Source organism: Pseudomonas sp. G(2018) (assembly GCF_005502415.1).
Classification (GTDB): Bacteria; Pseudomonadota; Gammaproteobacteria; order Pseudomonadales; family Pseudomonadaceae; genus Aquipseudomonas.
Genome location: NZ_SCOO01000007.1, coordinates 199,038 through 215,989, shown reverse-complemented (window position 1 = coordinate 215,989; position 16,952 = coordinate 199,038). Strand labels below are relative to the sequence as shown.

Annotated in this window: 22 protein-coding genes; 14 read left to right on the top strand and 8 right to left on the bottom strand. The window is 58.6% G+C overall.

The window, feature by feature from the left end; translation table 11 throughout:
• The first annotated feature begins 43 nt into the window (after window positions 1-43).
• From benA to FFS64_RS10055, 5 genes are all read left to right on the top strand, one after another.
• Complete coding sequence (gene benA / locus FFS64_RS10075) at window positions 44-1,408, top strand: benzoate 1,2-dioxygenase large subunit (RefSeq protein ID WP_137805251.1); 1,365 nt, start codon at window positions 44-46, stop codon at window positions 1,406-1,408.
• Complete coding sequence (benB, locus tag FFS64_RS10070; RefSeq protein ID WP_137805250.1) at window positions 1,405-1,893, top strand: benzoate 1,2-dioxygenase small subunit; 489 nt, start codon at window positions 1,405-1,407, stop codon at window positions 1,891-1,893. The genes benA and benB overlap by 4 nt, the downstream gene beginning before the upstream one ends.
• Before the next feature lie 10 nt (window positions 1,894-1,903).
• A complete protein-coding gene (gene benC, locus FFS64_RS10065; RefSeq protein WP_137805249.1) occupies window positions 1,904-2,917 on the top strand; it encodes a benzoate 1,2-dioxygenase electron transfer component BenC in 1,014 nt (337 codons plus the stop codon).
• A gap of 94 nt (window positions 2,918-3,011) precedes the next feature.
• A complete protein-coding gene (locus FFS64_RS10060; protein WP_137805248.1) occupies window positions 3,012-3,785 on the top strand; it encodes a 1,6-dihydroxycyclohexa-2,4-diene-1-carboxylate dehydrogenase in 774 nt (257 codons plus the stop codon).
• Between the two features lie 42 nt (window positions 3,786-3,827).
• Window positions 3,828-4,526: an alpha/beta hydrolase gene (locus FFS64_RS10055; protein WP_137805247.1), complete on the top strand. Its 699-nt coding sequence runs from the start codon at window positions 3,828-3,830 to the stop codon at window positions 4,524-4,526.
• A 6-nt stretch (window positions 4,527-4,532) separates the two neighbouring features.
• Here FFS64_RS10055 and FFS64_RS10050 read toward each other — a convergent pair whose 3' ends face one another.
• Window positions 4,533-4,895 (bottom strand): NUDIX hydrolase, encoded by a 363-nt coding sequence (locus FFS64_RS10050; protein ID WP_137805246.1) that lies wholly within the window; start codon window positions 4,893-4,895, stop codon window positions 4,533-4,535.
• 218 nt (window positions 4,896-5,113) lie between these two features.
• On the opposite strand from FFS64_RS10050, the gene FFS64_RS10045 reads away from it, so the two are divergent.
• On the top strand, window positions 5,114-5,305 hold the full coding sequence (locus FFS64_RS10045) for an SPOR domain-containing protein (RefSeq protein ID WP_137805245.1): 192 nt from the start codon (window positions 5,114-5,116) through the stop codon (window positions 5,303-5,305).
• Window positions 5,306-5,349: 44 nt separating this feature from the next.
• Here FFS64_RS10045 and osmE read toward each other — a convergent pair whose 3' ends face one another.
• Together osmE and FFS64_RS10035 are read right to left on the bottom strand one after the other, a co-directional pair.
• Window positions 5,350-5,703, bottom strand: coding sequence for an osmotically-inducible lipoprotein OsmE (gene osmE / locus FFS64_RS10040; protein WP_095193615.1), 354 nt, complete (start codon window positions 5,701-5,703; stop codon window positions 5,350-5,352).
• A gap of 13 nt (window positions 5,704-5,716) precedes the next feature.
• Entirely contained in the window at window positions 5,717-5,956 is a 240-nt protein-coding gene (locus FFS64_RS10035; protein WP_137805244.1) for a hypothetical protein, read from the bottom strand.
• Window positions 5,957-6,126: 170 nt separating this feature from the next.
• Between FFS64_RS10035 and FFS64_RS10030 the strand changes: the two genes are divergently transcribed.
• Window positions 6,127-6,345, top strand: a complete 219-nt coding sequence (locus FFS64_RS10030) for a hypothetical protein (protein WP_137805243.1) — start codon at window positions 6,127-6,129, stop codon at window positions 6,343-6,345.
• A gap of 71 nt (window positions 6,346-6,416) precedes the next feature.
• Window positions 6,417-6,758, top strand: a complete 342-nt coding sequence (locus FFS64_RS10025; RefSeq protein WP_137805242.1) for a hypothetical protein — start codon at window positions 6,417-6,419, stop codon at window positions 6,756-6,758.
• 3 nt (window positions 6,759-6,761) lie between these two features.
• Here the strand turns inward: FFS64_RS10025 and FFS64_RS10020 are convergent, their stop codons facing one another.
• A complete protein-coding gene (locus FFS64_RS10020) occupies window positions 6,762-7,331 on the bottom strand; it encodes an Rrf2 family transcriptional regulator (RefSeq protein WP_137805241.1) in 570 nt (189 codons plus the stop codon).
• Window position 7,332: 1 nt separating this feature from the next.
• Window positions 7,333-7,599, bottom strand: coding sequence for a hypothetical protein (locus tag FFS64_RS10015; RefSeq protein WP_137805240.1), 267 nt, complete (start codon window positions 7,597-7,599; stop codon window positions 7,333-7,335).
• A gap of 30 nt (window positions 7,600-7,629) precedes the next feature.
• On the opposite strand from FFS64_RS10015, the gene FFS64_RS10010 reads away from it, so the two are divergent.
• The 6 genes from FFS64_RS10010 to FFS64_RS09985 all read left to right on the top strand — a co-directional run bounded on the left by FFS64_RS10010 (window position 7,630) and on the right by FFS64_RS09985 (window position 14,038).
• Window positions 7,630-8,832, top strand: coding sequence for an NAD(P)/FAD-dependent oxidoreductase (locus tag FFS64_RS10010; RefSeq protein WP_137805239.1), 1,203 nt, complete (start codon window positions 7,630-7,632; stop codon window positions 8,830-8,832).
• 285 nt (window positions 8,833-9,117) lie between these two features.
• Window positions 9,118-10,407, top strand: a complete 1,290-nt coding sequence (locus FFS64_RS10005; RefSeq protein WP_137805238.1) for an FAD-binding oxidoreductase — start codon at window positions 9,118-9,120, stop codon at window positions 10,405-10,407.
• Between the two features lie 25 nt (window positions 10,408-10,432).
• Window positions 10,433-10,987: a helix-turn-helix domain-containing protein gene (locus tag FFS64_RS10000; protein ID WP_137805237.1), complete on the top strand. Its 555-nt coding sequence runs from the start codon at window positions 10,433-10,435 to the stop codon at window positions 10,985-10,987.
• A gap of 23 nt (window positions 10,988-11,010) precedes the next feature.
• The gene (locus tag FFS64_RS09995) at window positions 11,011-12,357 is read left to right on the top strand and encodes a glutamine synthetase family protein (RefSeq protein WP_137805236.1); all 1,347 of its coding nucleotides are present in this window, start codon (window positions 11,011-11,013) and stop codon (window positions 12,355-12,357) included.
• A 352-nt stretch (window positions 12,358-12,709) separates the two neighbouring features.
• Entirely contained in the window at window positions 12,710-12,925 is a 216-nt protein-coding gene (locus FFS64_RS09990; RefSeq protein ID WP_007904463.1) for a molybdopterin-binding protein, read from the top strand.
• A 93-nt stretch (window positions 12,926-13,018) separates the two neighbouring features.
• Window positions 13,019-14,038 (top strand): ABC transporter substrate-binding protein, encoded by a 1,020-nt coding sequence (locus tag FFS64_RS09985; protein WP_137805235.1) that lies wholly within the window; start codon window positions 13,019-13,021, stop codon window positions 14,036-14,038.
• Window positions 14,039-14,123: 85 nt separating this feature from the next.
• Here FFS64_RS09985 and FFS64_RS09980 read toward each other — a convergent pair whose 3' ends face one another.
• The 3 genes from FFS64_RS09980 to FFS64_RS09970 form a co-directional block, all read right to left on the bottom strand.
• Window positions 14,124-14,528, bottom strand: a complete 405-nt coding sequence (locus FFS64_RS09980; protein ID WP_137805234.1) for a hypothetical protein — start codon at window positions 14,526-14,528, stop codon at window positions 14,124-14,126.
• A 145-nt stretch (window positions 14,529-14,673) separates the two neighbouring features.
• Window positions 14,674-15,306 (bottom strand): response regulator transcription factor, encoded by a 633-nt coding sequence (locus FFS64_RS09975; protein ID WP_137805233.1) that lies wholly within the window; start codon window positions 15,304-15,306, stop codon window positions 14,674-14,676.
• Between the two features lie 33 nt (window positions 15,307-15,339).
• A complete protein-coding gene (locus FFS64_RS09970) occupies window positions 15,340-16,701 on the bottom strand; it encodes a cache domain-containing protein (protein ID WP_137805232.1) in 1,362 nt (453 codons plus the stop codon).
• Window positions 16,702-16,952 lie beyond the last annotated feature (251 nt).

The following is a 16,952-nucleotide window of genomic DNA, read 5'->3' as shown; positions in this document are numbered from 1 at the left end:
TAGCATGAGCCTTGCCTGAACAATAACAATGGAGGCGGCGGCCATGACCCTGCGACCCGAATACCTTGAGTCCCTGCTTGAAGACGATCCAGAGCAGGGCATCTATCGCTGCAAACGCGAGATGTTCACCGACCCGCGCCTGTTCGATCTCGAGATGCAGCACATCTTCGAAGGCAACTGGTTGTATCTGGCCCACGAGAGCCAGATCCCCAACATCAACGATTTCTACACCACCACCATGGGGCGCCAGTCGATCTTTATCGCGCGCAACAAGGACGGTGTGCTCAACGCCTTCATCAACGCCTGCAGTCATCGCGGCGCGACCCTGTGCCGGCACAAGTCCGGCAACAAGAGTTCCTACACCTGCCCGTTCCACGGCTGGACCTTCAACAATTCCGGCAAGCTGCTCAAAGTCAAAGACCCGGCCAACGCCGGCTACCCATCGAGCTTCAACTGCGAAGGCTCCCACGACCTGACCAAAGTGGCGCGTTTCGAGTCTTATCGCGGCTTCCTGTTCGGCAGCCTGAACGCTGATGTGCTGCCTTTGGTCGAACACCTGGGCGAGTCGGCGAAGATCATCGACATGATCGTCGATCAGTCCGCCGATGGCCTGGAAGTGCTGCGCGGTTCGTCCAGCTACATCTACGAAGGCAACTGGAAACTCACTGCGGAAAACGGCGCCGATGGCTACCACGTCAGCTCGGTGCACTGGAACTACGCGGCCACCCAGAACCAGCGCAAGCAACGCGAGGCCGGTGACGAAAATCCGACCATGAGCGCCGGTAGCTGGGCCAAGCAGGGCGGCGGTTTCTATTCCTTCGACAAGGGCCACATGCTGCTCTGGACCCGTTGGGCCAACCCGGAAGACCGTCCGCTGTATGAACGTCGCGATGAGCTGGCCCAGGATTTCGGCAAGGCCCGCGCCGACTGGATGATCGAGAACTCGCGCAACCTGTGCCTGTACCCGAACGTGTACCTGATGGACCAGTTCAGCTCGCAAATCCGCATCGCCCGGCCGATCTCGGTCGACCGCACGGAAATCACCATTTACTGCATCGCCCCCAAAGGCGAAAGCGACCACGCGCGTTCCAGCCGCATTCGCCAGTACGAGGATTTCTTCAATGTCAGCGGCATGGCCACGCCTGACGATCTGGAAGAGTTCCGCTCCTGCCAGACCAGCTACCAGGGCAGCGTGACGACCTGGAACGACATGTCCCGTGGCGCCGAGCACTGGATCGAAGGTGCCGATGACGCGGCCAAGGAAATCGACCTGCATCCGCTGCTCAGTGGCGTGCGCACCGAAGACGAAGGCCTGTTCGTGCTGCAACATAAATACTGGCAGCAGACCATGCTCAAGGCCCTGGCCGCCGAGCAGTCGAAGTTGATCGCCGTGGAGGACGTGCAATGACCATTTCCTTTGATACCGTGCGCGACTTTCTCTACCGCGAAGCGCGTTACCTCGATGACCGGCAGTGGGATGAGTGGCTGGAGCTGTACGCCCCGGACGCCACTTTCTGGATGCCGTCGTGGGATGACAATGACGAGTTGACCGAAGACCCGCAGCGGGAAATCTCGCTGATCTGGTACGGCAACCGCACCGGCCTGGAAGACCGCATCTTCCGCATCAAGACCGAGCGCTCCAGCGCAAGCGTTCCGGACACCCGCACGTCCCACAACATCTGCAACATCGAGCTGCTGGAACAGGCCGACGGCTTGTGCAAGGTGCGCTTCAACTGGCACACCCTGAGCTTTCGCTACAAGACCGTCGACAGCTACTTCGGCAGCAGTTTCTACACCCTTGATGTGCGCGGTGAAAACCCGCTGATCAAAGCCAAGAAAGTGATCCTGAAGAACGATTACGTTCGCCAGGTCATCGATGTTTACCACTTGTGAGGCGGCCGTCATGACCCATTCCATTGCGTTCAATTTCGAAGACGGCGTCACCCGGTTCATCGACGCCAATGCCGGTGAGACCGTGGCCGATGCCGCGTACCGCCAGGGCATCAATATCCCGCTGGACTGCCGTGACGGCGCCTGCGGCACCTGCAAGTGTTTTGCCGAGGCCGGCACCTATGATCTGGGCGCGGAGTACATCGAAGATGCCCTCAGCCCGGAAGAGGTCGAGCAGGGTTTCGTCCTGACCTGCCAGATGCGTGCCCAGAGCGATTGCGTGGTACGCGTGCCGACCTCGTCGGAAGTCTGCCGTACCCGTCAGGCCAGCTACGAGGCGACCATCAGTGCGGTGCGCCAGTTGTCCGACAGCACCATCGCGCTGTCGATCAAGGGCGAGGCGTTGAGCAAACTGGCGTTCCTGCCGGGGCAGTACGTGAACCTGGGCATTCCCGGCAGCGAGCAGACCCGCGCGTATTCCTTCAGCTCGTTGCAACGAGACGGTGAAGTCAGCTTCCTGATTCGCAACGTGCCTGGCGGCTTGATGAGCAGTTTCCTCACCGGCATGGCCAAGGCTGGCGACAGCATGAGTCTGGCGGGGCCCTTGGGCAGTTTCTACCTGCGCGACATCCGCCGGCCGTTGTTGTTGCTGGCCGGTGGCACCGGGCTGGCGCCGTTTACCGCGATGCTGGAGAAAATCGCCGAGCAGGGCAGTGATCATCCGCTGCATCTGATCTACGGCGTGACCCATGATTTCGACCTGGTGGAGCTCGACCGCCTCGAAGCCTTCGCCGCGCGCATCCCCAACTTCAGCTACAGCGCCTGCGTGGCCAGCCCCGATAGCCAACATCCACTCAAGGGCTACGTGACCCAGCACATCGAGCCAAAGCACTTGAACGATGGCGACGTTGACGTCTACCTGTGCGGCCCACCGCCGATGGTCGAGGCGGTCAGCCAGTTCATTCGCGAACAAGGCATCGAGCCTGCGAACTTCTACTACGAAAAATTTGCCGCCAGCGCGGCGTAAGTCGCGCGCAGTCCCTTGTGGGAGCGGGCAAGTCGAATCGTCGCACCGCCGCTCCCACAGGGATTGTGTGTATTTGAAGGTTTGTGGAGAGCACATGAACAGATTTCACGAAAAAGTCGCGCTGATCACCGGGGCTGCCCAGGGCATCGGTCGGCGCGTTGCAGAACGTATGGCGGCGGAAGGGGCGAAGCTGATCCTGGTCGATCGCTCCGAGCTGGTGTTCGAGGTTCAGCAGCAATTGGCGAAAGACAGCCAGGTGCTGGCCCTGACCGCCGATCTTGAGCAGTACGAGGAATGCAGCCGGGTGATGCAAACCGCCGTCGAGCGCTTTGATCGCCTCGATGTGTTGATCAATAACGTCGGCGGGACGATCTGGGCCAAGCCGTTCGAGCATTACGAGGCGTCGCAGATCGAGGCTGAGGTCCGCCGTTCGTTGTTCCCGACCTTATGGTGCTGTCACGCCGCGTTGCCCTTCATGCTGGAGCAGGGCAATGGAGCGATCGTCAACGTGTCGTCCATCGCCACCCGCAGTGTCAATCGTGTGCCCTATGGCGCGGCGAAGGGTGGGGTTAACGCGCTGACCGCTTGCCTGGCGTTTGAAACCGCCGGGCGCGGGGTTCGGGTCAACGCCACGGCACCCGGTGGCACCGAAGCGCCGCCGCGGGTGATTCCACGCAACAGCGCCGAGCAAAGCGCGCAAGAGAAAGTCTGGTATCAGCAGATCGTTGACCAGACCCTCGACAGCAGCCTGATGAAGCGCTACGGCACGCTGGATGAGCAAGCCGGGGCTATTCTGTTTCTGGCCAGCGACGAAGCGTCCTATATCACCGGTATGGTCATGCCCGTGGGTGGCGGCGATCAGGGCTGACACGACGCGCCAACAACCTTATCGGTCAATGGAGTCAAGGTCATGAGCGAAAAACCCACGATTGTGCTGGTCCATGGTTTCTGGGGCGGTGCCGCCCATTGGAACAAAGTCATCGTCAAACTGCTGGGCAAGGGCTACACCCGCATCCAGGCAGTGGAAATGCCCCTGACTTCATTGGCCGATGACGCTGAACGCACCCGTAAAATGGTCGCGCGAGTGGCCGGACCTGTGCTGTTGGTGGGTCATTCCTATGGCGGTGCGGTGATAACAGAGGCGGGCGATCAACCGAATGTCGTGGGCCTGGTTTATATCGCTGCGTTCGCGCCGGACACCGGTGAAAGCCCCGGCGGCATTACGCAACGGCATCTCCCGGCGGCAGCAGCCAACCTGGCTCCCGACAGCGACGGATATCTGTGGGTCAAGCCTGAGCTTTACCATGAGAGTTTCTGCCAGGACTTGCCGGCGACCGAAGGACTGGTCATGGGCATCACCCAGAAAGCCCCCTTGGCCAGCACCTTTGGCGACACGATCAGCACCGTGGCGTGGAAGAACAAACCGTCGTGGTATCAGGTGTCGGCCGATGACCGGATGATCGCGCCGCAGAACCAGCAGTGGATGGCAGGGCGACTGAATGCCCGGGAGATTCTGACCTTGAACGCCAGTCATGCGTCCCTGGCTTCGATGCCGGCGGAGATTGCCGCGTTTATTGACAAGGCCGCGACGGCATTGGCCACGGCGTAGAGAAACCTACAGGCGACGCTGAAACGCTCTGACGATCCTGAGCGTAGCGTCGCTGGTACTCAGGTTCTGTACCGCATCCAGCGGAAACCAGATGCAGTCGAAGATTTCATTTCGTGGCCGCGCCTGATCCAGATTGATCACGGAGGCCTCGAAGATGTGGTGCCGGGTGCTGCCGGTTTCCAGCTCCATCAGGTACAGCATGTCCTCGACATCAAGCCCGGTTTCTTCGTGCAGCTCACGCGTGGCGGCTCCCACCGTGGTTTCACCGGGCTCGACCTTGCCGCCGGGCAACATCCAGCGACTCCTCGGTTTGCGCACCAGGAGAATGTGGCGGTCCTGCTCGCAAATGACGGTTGCGCGTACTTTCATGTATTGCCTGATAGCTCTTTGACATAAAATTGTCATAAAACTGCAATATTCACGCCGGAATCGTTTTGCCGGAACTTGCCTGTTTAGAGCGGTTGCCACGCCTGAAAGTGCAGTCGAATGACGGAATCCTGACACGACGTCTGGTCGGCCTTTTGGCGAAGAGCAGGTGTAAGGTAGGCACGTTAGCTTTGGATATCATTGCGAAGATGGAGGTGACCATGAGTGTTCCGATGCTGAACAAGATGCACATGAACGGTTATGACGTCGTCAGCGTGAACAATGGCCCATGGCGGGTCTGCACCAAAGGTGATCGACTCGGGTCGTTTGGCAGCCGAGAAGAAGCGCTGGCGTTTGCGGCGTCTCTGCCAGGCTGCAAGTCGCGGTCGAGCAAGCAGGCGCGCAGCCAGTAACCCTGGAAATTGTAGGAGCGAGCAAGTTCGCTCCTACAAAAGCGCTAATATCCGCCGCCCCCACCACCAGAGCGTGATTCCCTGGCCTTTTGCTGGGTGTTGCTCCATTCGGCACAGGTCATGAAGCTCTTGTGATCGACCTTGCCCCGATCATCGAAACTGACATTGAACGGGTGCTGATGACCGGGTTGGGTCAGCTTGTAATCAAAGCAAGTGCCCGGCTCGACGCTACGGTTCGTGACCGATAACGGTGGGCCGCCGATTTGCTCGACTTGCTCCTTGCTCATGCCGGTCTCGACCTTGGCCACCAGCGGCTGGTCCCGGTAGATTTGCGAGTTGCTGCTGCAGCCTGGCAATGCCGTGAGCAACGCGGCGAACATCAAGAGAGCGCTTTTCATCGCAGCGTGTCCGCTATTGGGGTTTGTTGCGGGTGATGTATTTGGCTTTCACTTCCTCGGCATAGCCTGCCAACCGTTGCTCATCACCCTGGAACAGATCGCACAGCCTCCTGACGGCCTCTGCATCGACATCATTGCCGGTCAGGCGCAACTGCTCTGCGATGCGTAAAAGTTCGACCGCCGACCATCGCAAATCCGATGCAAGCCCTTGCAGATCGCGTCGAAGTTCTTGTTCCGATTCGTTAAGCCACATGATGACCTCCTGCAACTCTGCGCCTTGAAATTTTAGACCCATTCCTGCAAGAGGGCGTTGTATTCGTCTGGTCCCGGACCGCTTCCTTTGGTCGGGAAGATTGCGCGATCGGCAAAATCCGCTGTCGTAGTGAAGTACCGATTTTTCGGCAAGGGCGGGGGACGTTCAAAATGACCGCAACCGATGATTTCAGAGCGCGTGCCCATGAGCTGATTGCCGATCTGGATGCGGCCACCAGCGAAATGATGAAACTCATCTCCGAACACCAGCTCAGCGGGCCGGAATGGGAGCGGGTCAGCCAATGGCAACACGAAGCCTATGAGCGATGGATGACCTATTTGAACGAACGGTCCTACCCGGAGCCTGGCGATAACAACGCCAGTCGCTGAGGTTCCGTCATGCCATGGAAGTCCGTGCGACGACAGACTACATTTTGTTTTTTCAGGATTAAGGACGTTTCATGCAGAGTCGGATGTTATTGGGGGGAGTGGTATTGGCGTTGCTGGCGGGATGTTCGTTGCCGGCGTCACTGGTACCGGGCGAGCCGAATGTCAGCAAGTACAGTGAAAAACCACCGAAAGAGCTGGCCGCGTGCGTGTTGCCCCCGTGGCAAAAAGAGGTATCCAGCACCACACAAACTTCGATATCCAACGGCTACCGGATTACCGCGCCCAGCATCATCACGGCCGATGAAGTGCTGGACATCGTGAAGTCGAAGGATGGAAGCCAGGTCTCGCTGTATCAGGGACCGCCCTGGGCCAAGTCCGGCGCACTGCGCAAGGCAGTGCGTGATTGCCTGTAGGATTCAGTCGGAGACCGCGGTGACCTGGATGAGCTGATCGTCGCTTGTCTGGGTACTGGCGGTGCCTTTCTTTTCCCGGCGATCGTTCATCCAGCTGTCCACCTTCGCGTTGAACTCCGCCGGGGCCTTGCGTCCTACCCTGCGGGCGATGTCCAGGATCGTCTGCTGGGCCAGGGCCTCTTCCATGCGCTTCTGCGCCGTCAGCATCGCGGCATGGATCGAGCAGCGTCCGTCCACCGCCCATTCCGGCGTCTCACCTTCAAACAGTGCGCAACGACCGCGAATTTCCCGGCATTCGAAAATAGCCTTGCGCCCGTCGATGGCGTTGACGATATCCAGCAGCGTGATTTCGTCCGCCGGCCGAGCCAGCTTGAATCCTCCACGCACGCCCTCGGTCGCCACCACCAGTTTTGCCTTGGCCAGTTTGGTGAAGATTTTTGCCAGATAGTCCAGCGGCACACCTTGCAGCTCGGCCAGGTCACGCACACTCGCTTCGCGGGTATCGCCGCAATTGCCTACCAGGAAAGTCAGGCAGTGAAGGCCGTATTCGACGCCTGCGCTGTAAAGAGCCATTTCAATCTCCGACTAGTGTTGTCGCAAATGATATCAGCTGGTCGTTAACTGGACAACGAATGGGATTGTTGCCCCATTGAAGCCTAAATCCTTTTGTAGCCAGCTGCATGGCGCCTTTCAGGCCTGTATCAAAATCATCGATGGAAACCATCGCAAAAAACAGGTTGCGTGATGTAACTCGGATCAATAAAGTCGCAGTTGTCAGATCGGCAGTGAACGGCGCTTTCCAAGAGAGACTCGCGCCAAGCTCCTGGTCCTTTAACAACATTCAATGCCTGGTTCTTCACTGGAGTTAAAAATGAAACAACACATCCTGGTAGTTGGTGCGGGTTTCGGTGGTATGTGGACAGCGATCAGTGCGACGCGTCTGTTCAACATCCATGATCACAACAACGTCGAAGTGACGGTGCTGGCTCCTCAGGCCGAGTTGCGGATTCGCCCACGTTTTTACGAGCCGAACGCCCATCAACTGGCCGCGCCGATTGGCAAGCTGTTGGATGCGGTCGGCGTGAAGTTCATCAAGGGCGCCGCCGAGACCATCGACGTCGCGCAAAAACGTGTTGGCTACATTGATGCTTCGGGCAACAAACAGGTGGTTATCTACGACAAACTCGTACTGGCTACCGGCAGCGGCCTGGCACTGCCTGATACCCCAGGCGTGGCTGAACATGCGTTCGACGTCGATCAGATCGAACAAGCCGTACGCCTGGAAAACCACCTCAAGAATCTGGTCAATCAGCCAGAAAGCGCTGCACGCAACACCGTAGTGGTTGCCGGCGGAGGTTTCACCGGGATCGAAACGGCGACTGAAATGCCGACCCGCTTGCGTGCCATCCTCGGTGATCGTGCGGATATCAAGGTGATCATCGTTGACCGCGGTAACAAGGTCGGTGGTTCCATGGGCCCTGAAATTGCGGAAAAAATCGCTGAAGCCAGCATTGAAACCGGCGTGACCTGGCATCTGAACGCCTCGGTTGTTGCGGTTGATGCAGATGGTGTGAGCTTGTCCGATGGCCAGCGTATCGATGCTAAAACCGTGGTCTGGACCACCGGCGTACGCGCCAGCTCGCTGACCGAGCAGGTCCCCGGCGAACGTGATCATCTCGGCCGCCTGCATGTTGATGCGAACCTGAAAGTCATTGGCCAGGATGACATCTACGCCACCGGCGACGTCGCTTATGCGGCCACCGATGACATCGGCAACCACGCACTGATGACTTGCCAGCACGCCATCATGTTGGGCCGACATGCCGGTAACAACGTGGCCGCGCATATCCTCGGCGTGGACCCGACGCCGTACCGCCAGCCGAAATACGTTACCTGCCTGGATCTGGGCGCCTGGGGCGCGGTTTACACCGAAGGGTGGGATCGCCAGGTCAAGCTGACCAAGCAAGAGGGCAAGGAACTCAAGACGCAGATCAATACTGTGTGGATTTATCCACCAGTGGCGGATCGTGATGTTGCCTGGGCGGCGGCGGATCCTTTGATTCCGATTGCCTAAGTCTTTCCCATAATGCTGGCCGTTTCAGCGAATCCCGCCCGGGTTTTTCCGGGTGGGATTTTTTTTGTTTGGGTACATATCCATTGCTGCGGTAACGGCGGCTGGCCGTTTCGCCTTTGCGGCGAGTCCCTTTGGCAAGCTCCGGAGTGCCGCAAGTACGCTCCCACAATGGGATCGCGGACAAGGCCGAGCACCCTTCACCCCTGTCATCAAAACCTTGCCAGTGTGAAAATACTGGTGTATTTTTTCATGAAATTAAAACTATAAAATTTCATGGAACCGGTAATGTTTCAGCAATCCACCCAACATGTCGCCAGCTACTACGCCCATACCTGCGCCGATCACGTAAAAAACCGTGCGCCATTCGATGGCGAGCAAGACACCGAAGTACTGGTCATCGGCGCCGGTTTCAGCGGGTTGCATACCGCGTTGCGCCTGGCCCTGGCCGGCAAACGCGTGACAGTGCTGGAAGCCAGTCGGGTGGCGTGGGCGGCGTCTGGACGCAATGGAGGCCAGGCCATTCTTGGCTGGTCCTGCGACATGCCGCCGCTGGAAGCGGCGCTGGGGTATGAGCGCGCGCGACGTCTGTGGGATGGCATGCGTTGGGCGGCGCGGGAGTTGCGAGAACTGCCGGCACGCCACGGATTTGATTGCGACTACCGGCCTGGCCACCTCTGGACCTCGGTGATGCCACGACGGGTCAGCTTGCTGACCGAATGGCAGCATGAGGCCAGTCACAAATGGGGGCATGATGGTTTGCGTTTCATTGAGCGCCATCAGCTGCCGGAGTGGGTCGCCAGCGAGCGCTATCAGGCCGGGCTGTTCGATCCCGAAGGCGGGCACTTGAATCCGCTGAAACTGGCGCTCGGCCTGGCCGCCGCGATTGAGCGGGCCGGTGGCGTGATTCATGAACAAAGCAAGGCGCTGAATTATCGCGAGGAGGGCGACGGGTATGTGGTGACCACTGAACGCGGTCGCATTCGCGCCGATGTGTTGGTACTGGCCTGTAATGCTTATCTCGACCGGCTCGATCCGCAGCTTTCGAGTTGCGTGTTGCCCGTTGGGACTTATCAGGTGGCCACGGCGCCACTGGCCGAGTCACAGGCGACTGCGCTATTACCGAGCAACGTGTGTGTCACCGACAACCAGTTCGTACTCGATTACTTCCGCCGTACCCCCGATCATCGATTGCTGTTCGGTGGCGGTTGCACTTACCTGGGTGGCATGCCGAAGGACATCGCCGGCGCCACCCGGCCTTGTCTGGAGCGTGTGTTTCCGCAATTGAAAGGGGTAGAGCTGGAGTTCGCCTGGGGTGGCCACATCGACCTGACCCTCAAGCGCACGCCCGACATCGGCGGGCGCGGCGATCTGTACTGGTTGCAGGGCTATTCCGGTCACGGCGTGCTGCCGACCCTGGCCGGGGCGCGGGCCGTCTCCGATGCGATACTTGGCCAATCGGACGAGCTGGCGTTGTACCAAGGCTTGACCAACAACAGTTTTCCCGGCGGCAAGTACATGGCCGCACCGCTGGAAGCCATCGGCAAAGCCTGGTACCGGCTGCGCGACAGCATTTGAATCGGCACTTTCTGGAAGCCTTTAGATGGACATGCAAGAAGAGATTTCGGCGCTGGCGATCCTGATCCAGGACCTGCGCAAACACAAGAAATACACCCTGAAGGAGCTGGCGGACAAAATCGGTCGCTCCGTGGGGTTTCTTTCCCAGGTCGAGCGCGGGTTGTCCCGGCCAACGGTGGCGGACTTGACCGCCATCAGCGAAACCCTTGGTGTGCCGACCACCTATTTCTACAGCCTGCCCAAACCCATGGCCTTGTCCTGGGTGACCCGACCGGACGAGCGTCGCACCCTATATTACGCCGACGGGATCACCGACATCCTGGTCTCGCCGAAAATGCGCGCGTCGTTTTCCATGCTCGAAAGCCAGCTGGAGCCCGGCGCCAGCAGCGGTGACCGGCACATGAAAGACAGCTCGGAGCAGGGCGGCTATGTCCTGGAAGGTCAGTTGACGCTGTGGCTCGATGACAACGAGCCGGTCACCTTGCGCGCCGGCGACAGTTTCCAGCTGGCCAGTCATGCCCATTGCCGCTACGGCAATCTCTCGGACCAACTCACCCGCGTGCTGTGGGTTTACACCTGATAAAAACAACAAGGAACAAGACGATGGATGCTGTGTGCTCTGATCTGCTGGACGAAGTGCGCGGGTTTCGTCAGCGCTACCCTGAGGTGCGCTACGTCGACCTGATTTCCCTGGACATTCCAGGCCATTTCTACGGCAAGCGATACCCGATCGAGATGCTGGAAAAAGTGGCGGCCGGCAGCGCGCTCAAGTTGCCGCAAAACTGCGTGTTGCTCGGCACCCAGGGCGGGCTGTTCAAGATCGGCGACTACTGCTTCAACGACGGTGACCCGGATGCACCTCGGCGTCTGGTGCCCGGCACACTCAAGAAGGTGAGCTGGGAGCAACAGCCGTTGGGGCAGATGCTGATCACCTCCGACGGCACCGAAAAACCGATCGTCTTCGAGCCGCGCGAAGTATTGGCGCAGGTGCTGGAACGCCTGCGTCGCAAAGGCATTTTTCCGGTGGTGGCGTTCGAACTGGAGTTCTACCTGTTCGATAGCCACTTGCGTGATGGCTTGCCACAGTTTGCGCGCGATCCACTGACCGGCGACGCCGATGATCAGCCGAACATGCACATCGAACGCCTCTCGCGATTCGCCCCGGTGCTCGATGACATGGTCGAGACCGCGCGCACGCAAGGCATCGATGCCACGGTGATCACCGCCGAACTCGGTCCGGGACAGTTCGAAATCAATTTCGGCCATCTGGATGACGGATTGCGCGCGGCGGACTGGGCGGCGTTGTTTTGCCGCAGCACTCGTGGTGTTGCGCTCAAACATGGGTATCGCGCCAGTTTCATGTCCAAACCCTACTTGCAGCATCCTGGCAGCGGCATGCACGTGCATGTAAGCCTCTACAACGAAGCAGGCAACAACCTGCTGGCGGCGAACGGGCAACAAGCGCTGCGCCACGCAGTGGCCGGGTGCCTGGACGTGTTGCCACATTGCATGCCGATCTTTGCTCCGAATCACAACGCCATGCGCCGCTTGAGCGCCACCGTGAACGTCGCATCCCGCGCCAGTTGGGGCTTTGAAGATCGCGATGCCTGCCTGCGGGTGCCGGAGTCGGACGCGAAAAACCTGCGCATCGAACATCGCCTGGCCGGTGCGGATGCCAACCCCTACCTTGTGCTTGCCGCGATACTGGTTGGACTGGAGCAAGGCCTGGAAAACGGCCGCGAACCGATCGCCCCGCTTAATGAAGACCGCAGCAGCGGTATCGATTTCCCGCTGGAGATGCTGGAAGCCGTGCGGTCCATGCAAGGCAACCCGCAATTGCGTGAAGGATTGGGGGCGGAGTTTGTCGATGTGTATTGCGAGAACAAGCGCCAGGATCATTTGGCTTTCATGCACGACATCGATGCACGGGAGTACCGCTGGTATCTGTAGAGGCAAGCTTCGCTCCTACAGACATAGTTCAGGTGGTTTCGACGGTAACCATAAAAAATATCAGGTTATTTAAGGGCTTAGAGAAATTAGTAACCGAACAGTTAACTAAAATATCTTGTTACAGCGGGAAATATTCCGTAATATCCGCCCCGCGTTCACCACCACGGTTTATGCATTTTTAAGTCCCGGGCGTCCATCAGCTGCCCGGGATTTTTTTTGCCTGAAATTTGACATATATCCAATAATTATAAATTGATAATTTTATATTCCTTTTAATGTTGGTTGGGGCGGTGCACCTTGAAGGCCTGCACATCCAGGTGGATGTACTCGACATCAGACAGGAAGCCTCATCATGACCATCAAAGCGATCAACGTCCGTAACCAGTTCAAGGGTGTCATCAAGGAAATCCTGGAAGGTGAAGTGGTCTCGGAAATCGACGTACAAACCGCCTCCGGCATCGTCACCTCAGTCATCACCACCCGTTCGGTGCGCGACCTGGAGTTGAAGGTCGGCAGCGAAGTCATTGCCTTCGTGAAATCCACCGAAGTCTCGATTGCCAAGCTCTGAGTCTCGGCTCAAGAACCCTAAAAACAGCGGCTCTGGCCGCTTTTTTGTCGGCGCTTTTCGGCCAACCCATTAATTCAGTGATCAGAGGTTTTCATGGCAACTCGCTTCAAGCATCCAGCGTTGACCCTGTTGGCGGCCTCCGTGGCGGCGGTCAGCGCATTGCTCAGTCCCGGTGCTCAGGCCGAAGGTAAAATCAGCATTGCCCAGCAATTCGGTATCGGCTATCTGATCCTGGATGTGGTGCGCGATCAGCAACTCATCGAGAAACAGGGTAAGGCCCAGGGCCTCGACATCAAGGTCGACTGGAACAGCATTTCCGGCGCCACGGCGATGAACGAGGCGTTGTTGGCGGGCGCGCTGGATGTGGTGTCGGCGGGCGTGCCGCCGATGCTGACCATCTGGGATCGAACCAAGGGCAAACAGAACGTCAAGGCCATCGCCTCGCTGGGGTCAATGCCTAACTATTTGCTGACCAATAACCCGAACGTGAAGAGCCTCAAGGACTTCACCGAAAAGGACCGCATCGCAGTACCGGCGGCGGGTGTCGGGTTCCAGTCGCGCACGTTGCAGATTGAAACCGCCAGACAATTTGGCAATGACCAGTACAAGAAATTCGACGACATCTCGATCAGCCTTGCGCACCCGGATGCGACAGCGGCGCTGATCGCCGGTGGCTCGGAAATCAGCTCGCACTTCTCCAGCCCACCATTCCAGTATCAGGAACTGCAGAGCCCCAACGTGCATAAAGTGCTGAGTTCCTACGACGTATTGGGTGGCCAGGCTACGTTCAACGTGCTGTACACCACTGAAAAATTCCACGACGAAAACCCGAAAACCTACAAGGCGTTCTATGACGCCCTGGCCGAAGCCGAAAAAATCATCAAGGCCGACAAGTCCGCCGCCGCTCAGACCTATATCCGGGTCGAGCAATCGAAGCTGCCGCTGTCGCTGGTCGAGAAAATCGTCAACGATCCCGAAATCGACTTCACCGTCGTGCCACAACGCACGGCGGTCTATGCCGAGAAACTGCAGGCATTGGGCGTGCTGAAAAACAAGGCGGACAGCTGGAAAGACTACTTTTTTGAAGAAGCACACGGTGGCGCGGGCAGTTGAAGCGTGATCGCCGGATAAAAACCATGAAAAAACCCGGCTGATCAGGCCGGGTTTTTTCGTTGGGGACTTCGGTGAAGCTATTTGTTCAGGCGACGGTGTTGCCTTTGAGGCGGTCAGAACCATCAGCGGCGATGGTGTTGCCTTTCAGGCGATCAGAGCCATCAGCGGCAATGGTGTTGCCTTTCAGGCGGTCAGAACCATCAGCGGCGATGGTGTTGCCTTTCAGGCGATCAGAACCATCGGCGGCGATGGTGTTGCCTTTCAAACGATCCGAACCATCGGCAGCCACAGCGCGTTTTTCGAGCAGGCGATCAGCGCCACCTTCAGCCACACGATTCTGGAGCAGACGATCCGAACCACCTTCAGCCACACGGCTTTCGATCAGACGATCCGAGCCGCCTTCAGCGACTACAGGTTGAGCAGAGGTAGCGGCGAAAGCGTTCACTGCGAAGATCGAGAAAGCGATGCTGAGGATGGTTTGGCGTTTCATGATCGTGTGCTCCGGGGTGTTGTTGGTTGGTATGGAGCAGATGTTACGCCGCACAGTTTTTAAGAGAACTTCATTGAGTTAATGGTGACTATTGACGCAGTCAATGGTTGCGCGGAACCGTTCTTTGTAGGAGCAAGCTTTGCTCCTACAAGGTAATGATCCCGTGATCGATGGCGTATTTGACCAGTGCCGCAGGCTTGTCGATGTTGAGCTTGCGACGGATGCTCAGGCGATGGGTTTCCACTGTGCGCACGCTGATGTCCAGTTCCCGGGCCATTTCCTTGTTGTTGAGCCCTTGGGCCATTTTGTACAGCACCTGGCTTTCCCGGGGTGTCAGCTCGTTGTCAGTGCTTTTATCGGCGATCAGCCGCTGGGCGATTTCGGCGCTGTAGAAGGTGCCGCCGCTGGTAATCGCTTCGATGGCCGCGATGATTTCCCGTGAGGGGGCATTCTTGAGCACATAGCCACTGGCACCGGAACGCACCGACTCACTCACATACTCGTAGTTATCGTACATGCTCAGTACCAACACCTTGAGCGACGGGTACTGGCTGCGCAGCACCCGGGTCAGCTCCAGGCCGTTCATGTCCCGCAGACTGATGTCGACCAGCAGCAGGTCCGGTTGGCAGCGCCCGACCATCTCGATCGCCTCGACGCCGTTTTCGGCTTCGCCCACCACTTCCAGGGGCGACATGACGGCCAGCAGCGCCTTGATTCCGTCACGGACCAGGGAGTGATCGTCGACCAACGCGACGCGGATCGGGGAGGGCAGGTTCATCGCAGGCATTCACTCTTGTTGTTTTGGGAGGCGTCAGCGTTTACCGCCGGGCCATTTCATTGGAAGCAGAACGTCCAGCTCACTGCGTCCAGGTATCGATATCAGGTCGAACCGGCCGCCAAAATGTTCGACGCGTTCACGGATATTACGCAGGCCGATGCCCGCGTGACGACGTTCGACCTGGGCGACGTTGAAACCGACACCGTCATCGACCAGCGTCAGGCGCACGTTGTCTTCAGAACCGTGCAGGGTAATGCAAACGTTCCTGGCATGGGCATGCCGTTCGATATTGGTCAGGCCTTCCTGGACGATGCGGAACAATGACACCGCCGCGCCTTCGACCAGATGGCAGTCGAATTCATTGTCGTTGTAGGTCACCCGCAGCCCGCTGCGTTGCTCGAATTCCGCGGCCAGCTGACCGATGGCCGCCGGCAGCCCGAGGGTGTCGAGCAGCGATGAACGCAAATCATGGGACAGGCTGCGGACCTCGCCGATCGCTTCGCCGAGGCGTTCGGTGGCGTCCCGTAATATGCCCAGGCCCTTGTCCTGGCCATTCTCCAACACATGGCTGGCCAGCTCGAACTGAAACTTGATCGACACCAGCACCTGGCTGATGCCGTCGTGCAGTTCGCGGGAAACCCGTGACCGTTCTTCCTCTTGCAGGCTGACGATACGTTGGGTCAGACGCTGCAGTTTCTTGTCCGCCAGGCGGTGCTCGCTGACGTTCAGGGTCATGCCGGTGGCAAACACAAACAGCACCGCGACGAGGGCGACCACGGCAATCGCCATCATGGTCTTGCGGATGCCCATGGCCACTTCGTCGCGGGCCTGCTGGGTCGCGCGTTCAACGTCTTCAAGATAAATGCCGGTGCCGAGCATCCAGCCCCAGCGATCCAGCATCACCACGTAGGCGAGCTTGTCGGTCACCTGGCCGGAGGAGGGTTTGTTCCAGGCGTACCGTTGAAAACCTTCGCCAGACTGTGCGCTTTTCAGTAACGCCTGGATCACCGGCAGGCCGTGCGGGTCTTTCATGTCCCACAGGTATTTGCCCACCAGTTCCGACTGCCGCGCGTGCATCAGGCTGCGGCCTTCGTGGTCGTAGACGAAGAAGTAACCGTTGATACCGAAGCTGAGCTTGCGCAGTTCCTCCAGCACCTGTTTCTGGGCGTGCGCGTCACCGTGGCCGTCGTCGTACAGCGGCTCGATCAGGCTTTGCGCCATTTCCACGTAGTTTTTCAGTTCCGCGCGCTTGCTCGCCAGAATGCTGTCTTCGATCAGTTGCGCCTGCTGATCACCCAGTTGCCGGTTCAGGGAAATCACCAGGGCGCAGATGACGGCAATGGCCAACACCAGCGGCAGAATTCCGAGCGCGACGATTTTGTGTTTGAGCTGCATCTGTGCTCCCGGCCGTAACGAGGGATGGCGAAGGCCCGGCATCATATGCCAAACATAGGCCATGTAGGAGCGAGCTTGCTCGCGATGGCATTCCAGGCGCTGAGTGGCATCGGCTGAACCTTTTTCGCGAGCAAGCTCGCTCCTACAGTGGAAGGCGTTCTCTACGTAGAACTACGTAGACGCCGCGTACGTAGTAACGCGGATTTATTTGTGGACGGCATGCGCGGATATTGGGCCAGCTCCGCACAGCG

Excerpts from the sequence above, each read along its gene's own strand:
- benA (WP_137805251.1), top strand. The coding sequence starts at position 44 with ATGACCCTGCGACCCGAATACCTTGAGTCCCTGCTTGAAGACGATCCA.
- benB (WP_137805250.1), top strand. The coding sequence starts at position 1,405 with ATGACCATTTCCTTTGATACCGTGCGCGACTTTCTCTACCGCGAAGCG.
- benC (WP_137805249.1), top strand. The coding sequence starts at position 1,904 with ATGACCCATTCCATTGCGTTCAATTTCGAAGACGGCGTCACCCGGTTC.
- FFS64_RS10060 (WP_137805248.1), top strand. The coding sequence starts at position 3,012 with ATGAACAGATTTCACGAAAAAGTCGCGCTGATCACCGGGGCTGCCCAG.
- FFS64_RS10055 (WP_137805247.1), top strand. The coding sequence starts at position 3,828 with ATGAGCGAAAAACCCACGATTGTGCTGGTCCATGGTTTCTGGGGCGGT.
- FFS64_RS10050 (WP_137805246.1), bottom strand. The coding sequence starts at position 4,895 with ATGAAAGTACGCGCAACCGTCATTTGCGAGCAGGACCGCCACATTCTC.
- FFS64_RS10045 (WP_137805245.1), top strand. The coding sequence starts at position 5,114 with ATGAGTGTTCCGATGCTGAACAAGATGCACATGAACGGTTATGACGTC.
- osmE (WP_095193615.1), bottom strand. The coding sequence starts at position 5,703 with ATGAAAAGCGCTCTCTTGATGTTCGCCGCGTTGCTCACGGCATTGCCA.
- FFS64_RS10035 (WP_137805244.1), bottom strand. The coding sequence starts at position 5,956 with ATGTGGCTTAACGAATCGGAACAAGAACTTCGACGCGATCTGCAAGGG.
- FFS64_RS10030 (WP_137805243.1), top strand. The coding sequence starts at position 6,127 with ATGACCGCAACCGATGATTTCAGAGCGCGTGCCCATGAGCTGATTGCC.
- FFS64_RS10025 (WP_137805242.1), top strand. The coding sequence starts at position 6,417 with ATGCAGAGTCGGATGTTATTGGGGGGAGTGGTATTGGCGTTGCTGGCG.
- FFS64_RS10020 (WP_137805241.1), bottom strand. The coding sequence starts at position 7,331 with ATGGCTCTTTACAGCGCAGGCGTCGAATACGGCCTTCACTGCCTGACT.
- FFS64_RS10015 (WP_137805240.1), bottom strand. The coding sequence starts at position 7,599 with ATGTTGTTAAAGGACCAGGAGCTTGGCGCGAGTCTCTCTTGGAAAGCG.
- FFS64_RS10010 (WP_137805239.1), top strand. The coding sequence starts at position 7,630 with ATGAAACAACACATCCTGGTAGTTGGTGCGGGTTTCGGTGGTATGTGG.
- FFS64_RS10005 (WP_137805238.1), top strand. The coding sequence starts at position 9,118 with ATGTTTCAGCAATCCACCCAACATGTCGCCAGCTACTACGCCCATACC.
- FFS64_RS10000 (WP_137805237.1), top strand. The coding sequence starts at position 10,433 with ATGGACATGCAAGAAGAGATTTCGGCGCTGGCGATCCTGATCCAGGAC.
- FFS64_RS09995 (WP_137805236.1), top strand. The coding sequence starts at position 11,011 with ATGGATGCTGTGTGCTCTGATCTGCTGGACGAAGTGCGCGGGTTTCGT.
- FFS64_RS09990 (WP_007904463.1), top strand. The coding sequence starts at position 12,710 with ATGACCATCAAAGCGATCAACGTCCGTAACCAGTTCAAGGGTGTCATC.
- FFS64_RS09985 (WP_137805235.1), top strand. The coding sequence starts at position 13,019 with ATGGCAACTCGCTTCAAGCATCCAGCGTTGACCCTGTTGGCGGCCTCC.
- FFS64_RS09980 (WP_137805234.1), bottom strand. The coding sequence starts at position 14,528 with ATGAAACGCCAAACCATCCTCAGCATCGCTTTCTCGATCTTCGCAGTG.
- FFS64_RS09975 (WP_137805233.1), bottom strand. The coding sequence starts at position 15,306 with ATGAACCTGCCCTCCCCGATCCGCGTCGCGTTGGTCGACGATCACTCC.
- FFS64_RS09970 (WP_137805232.1), bottom strand. The coding sequence starts at position 16,701 with ATGCAGCTCAAACACAAAATCGTCGCGCTCGGAATTCTGCCGCTGGTG.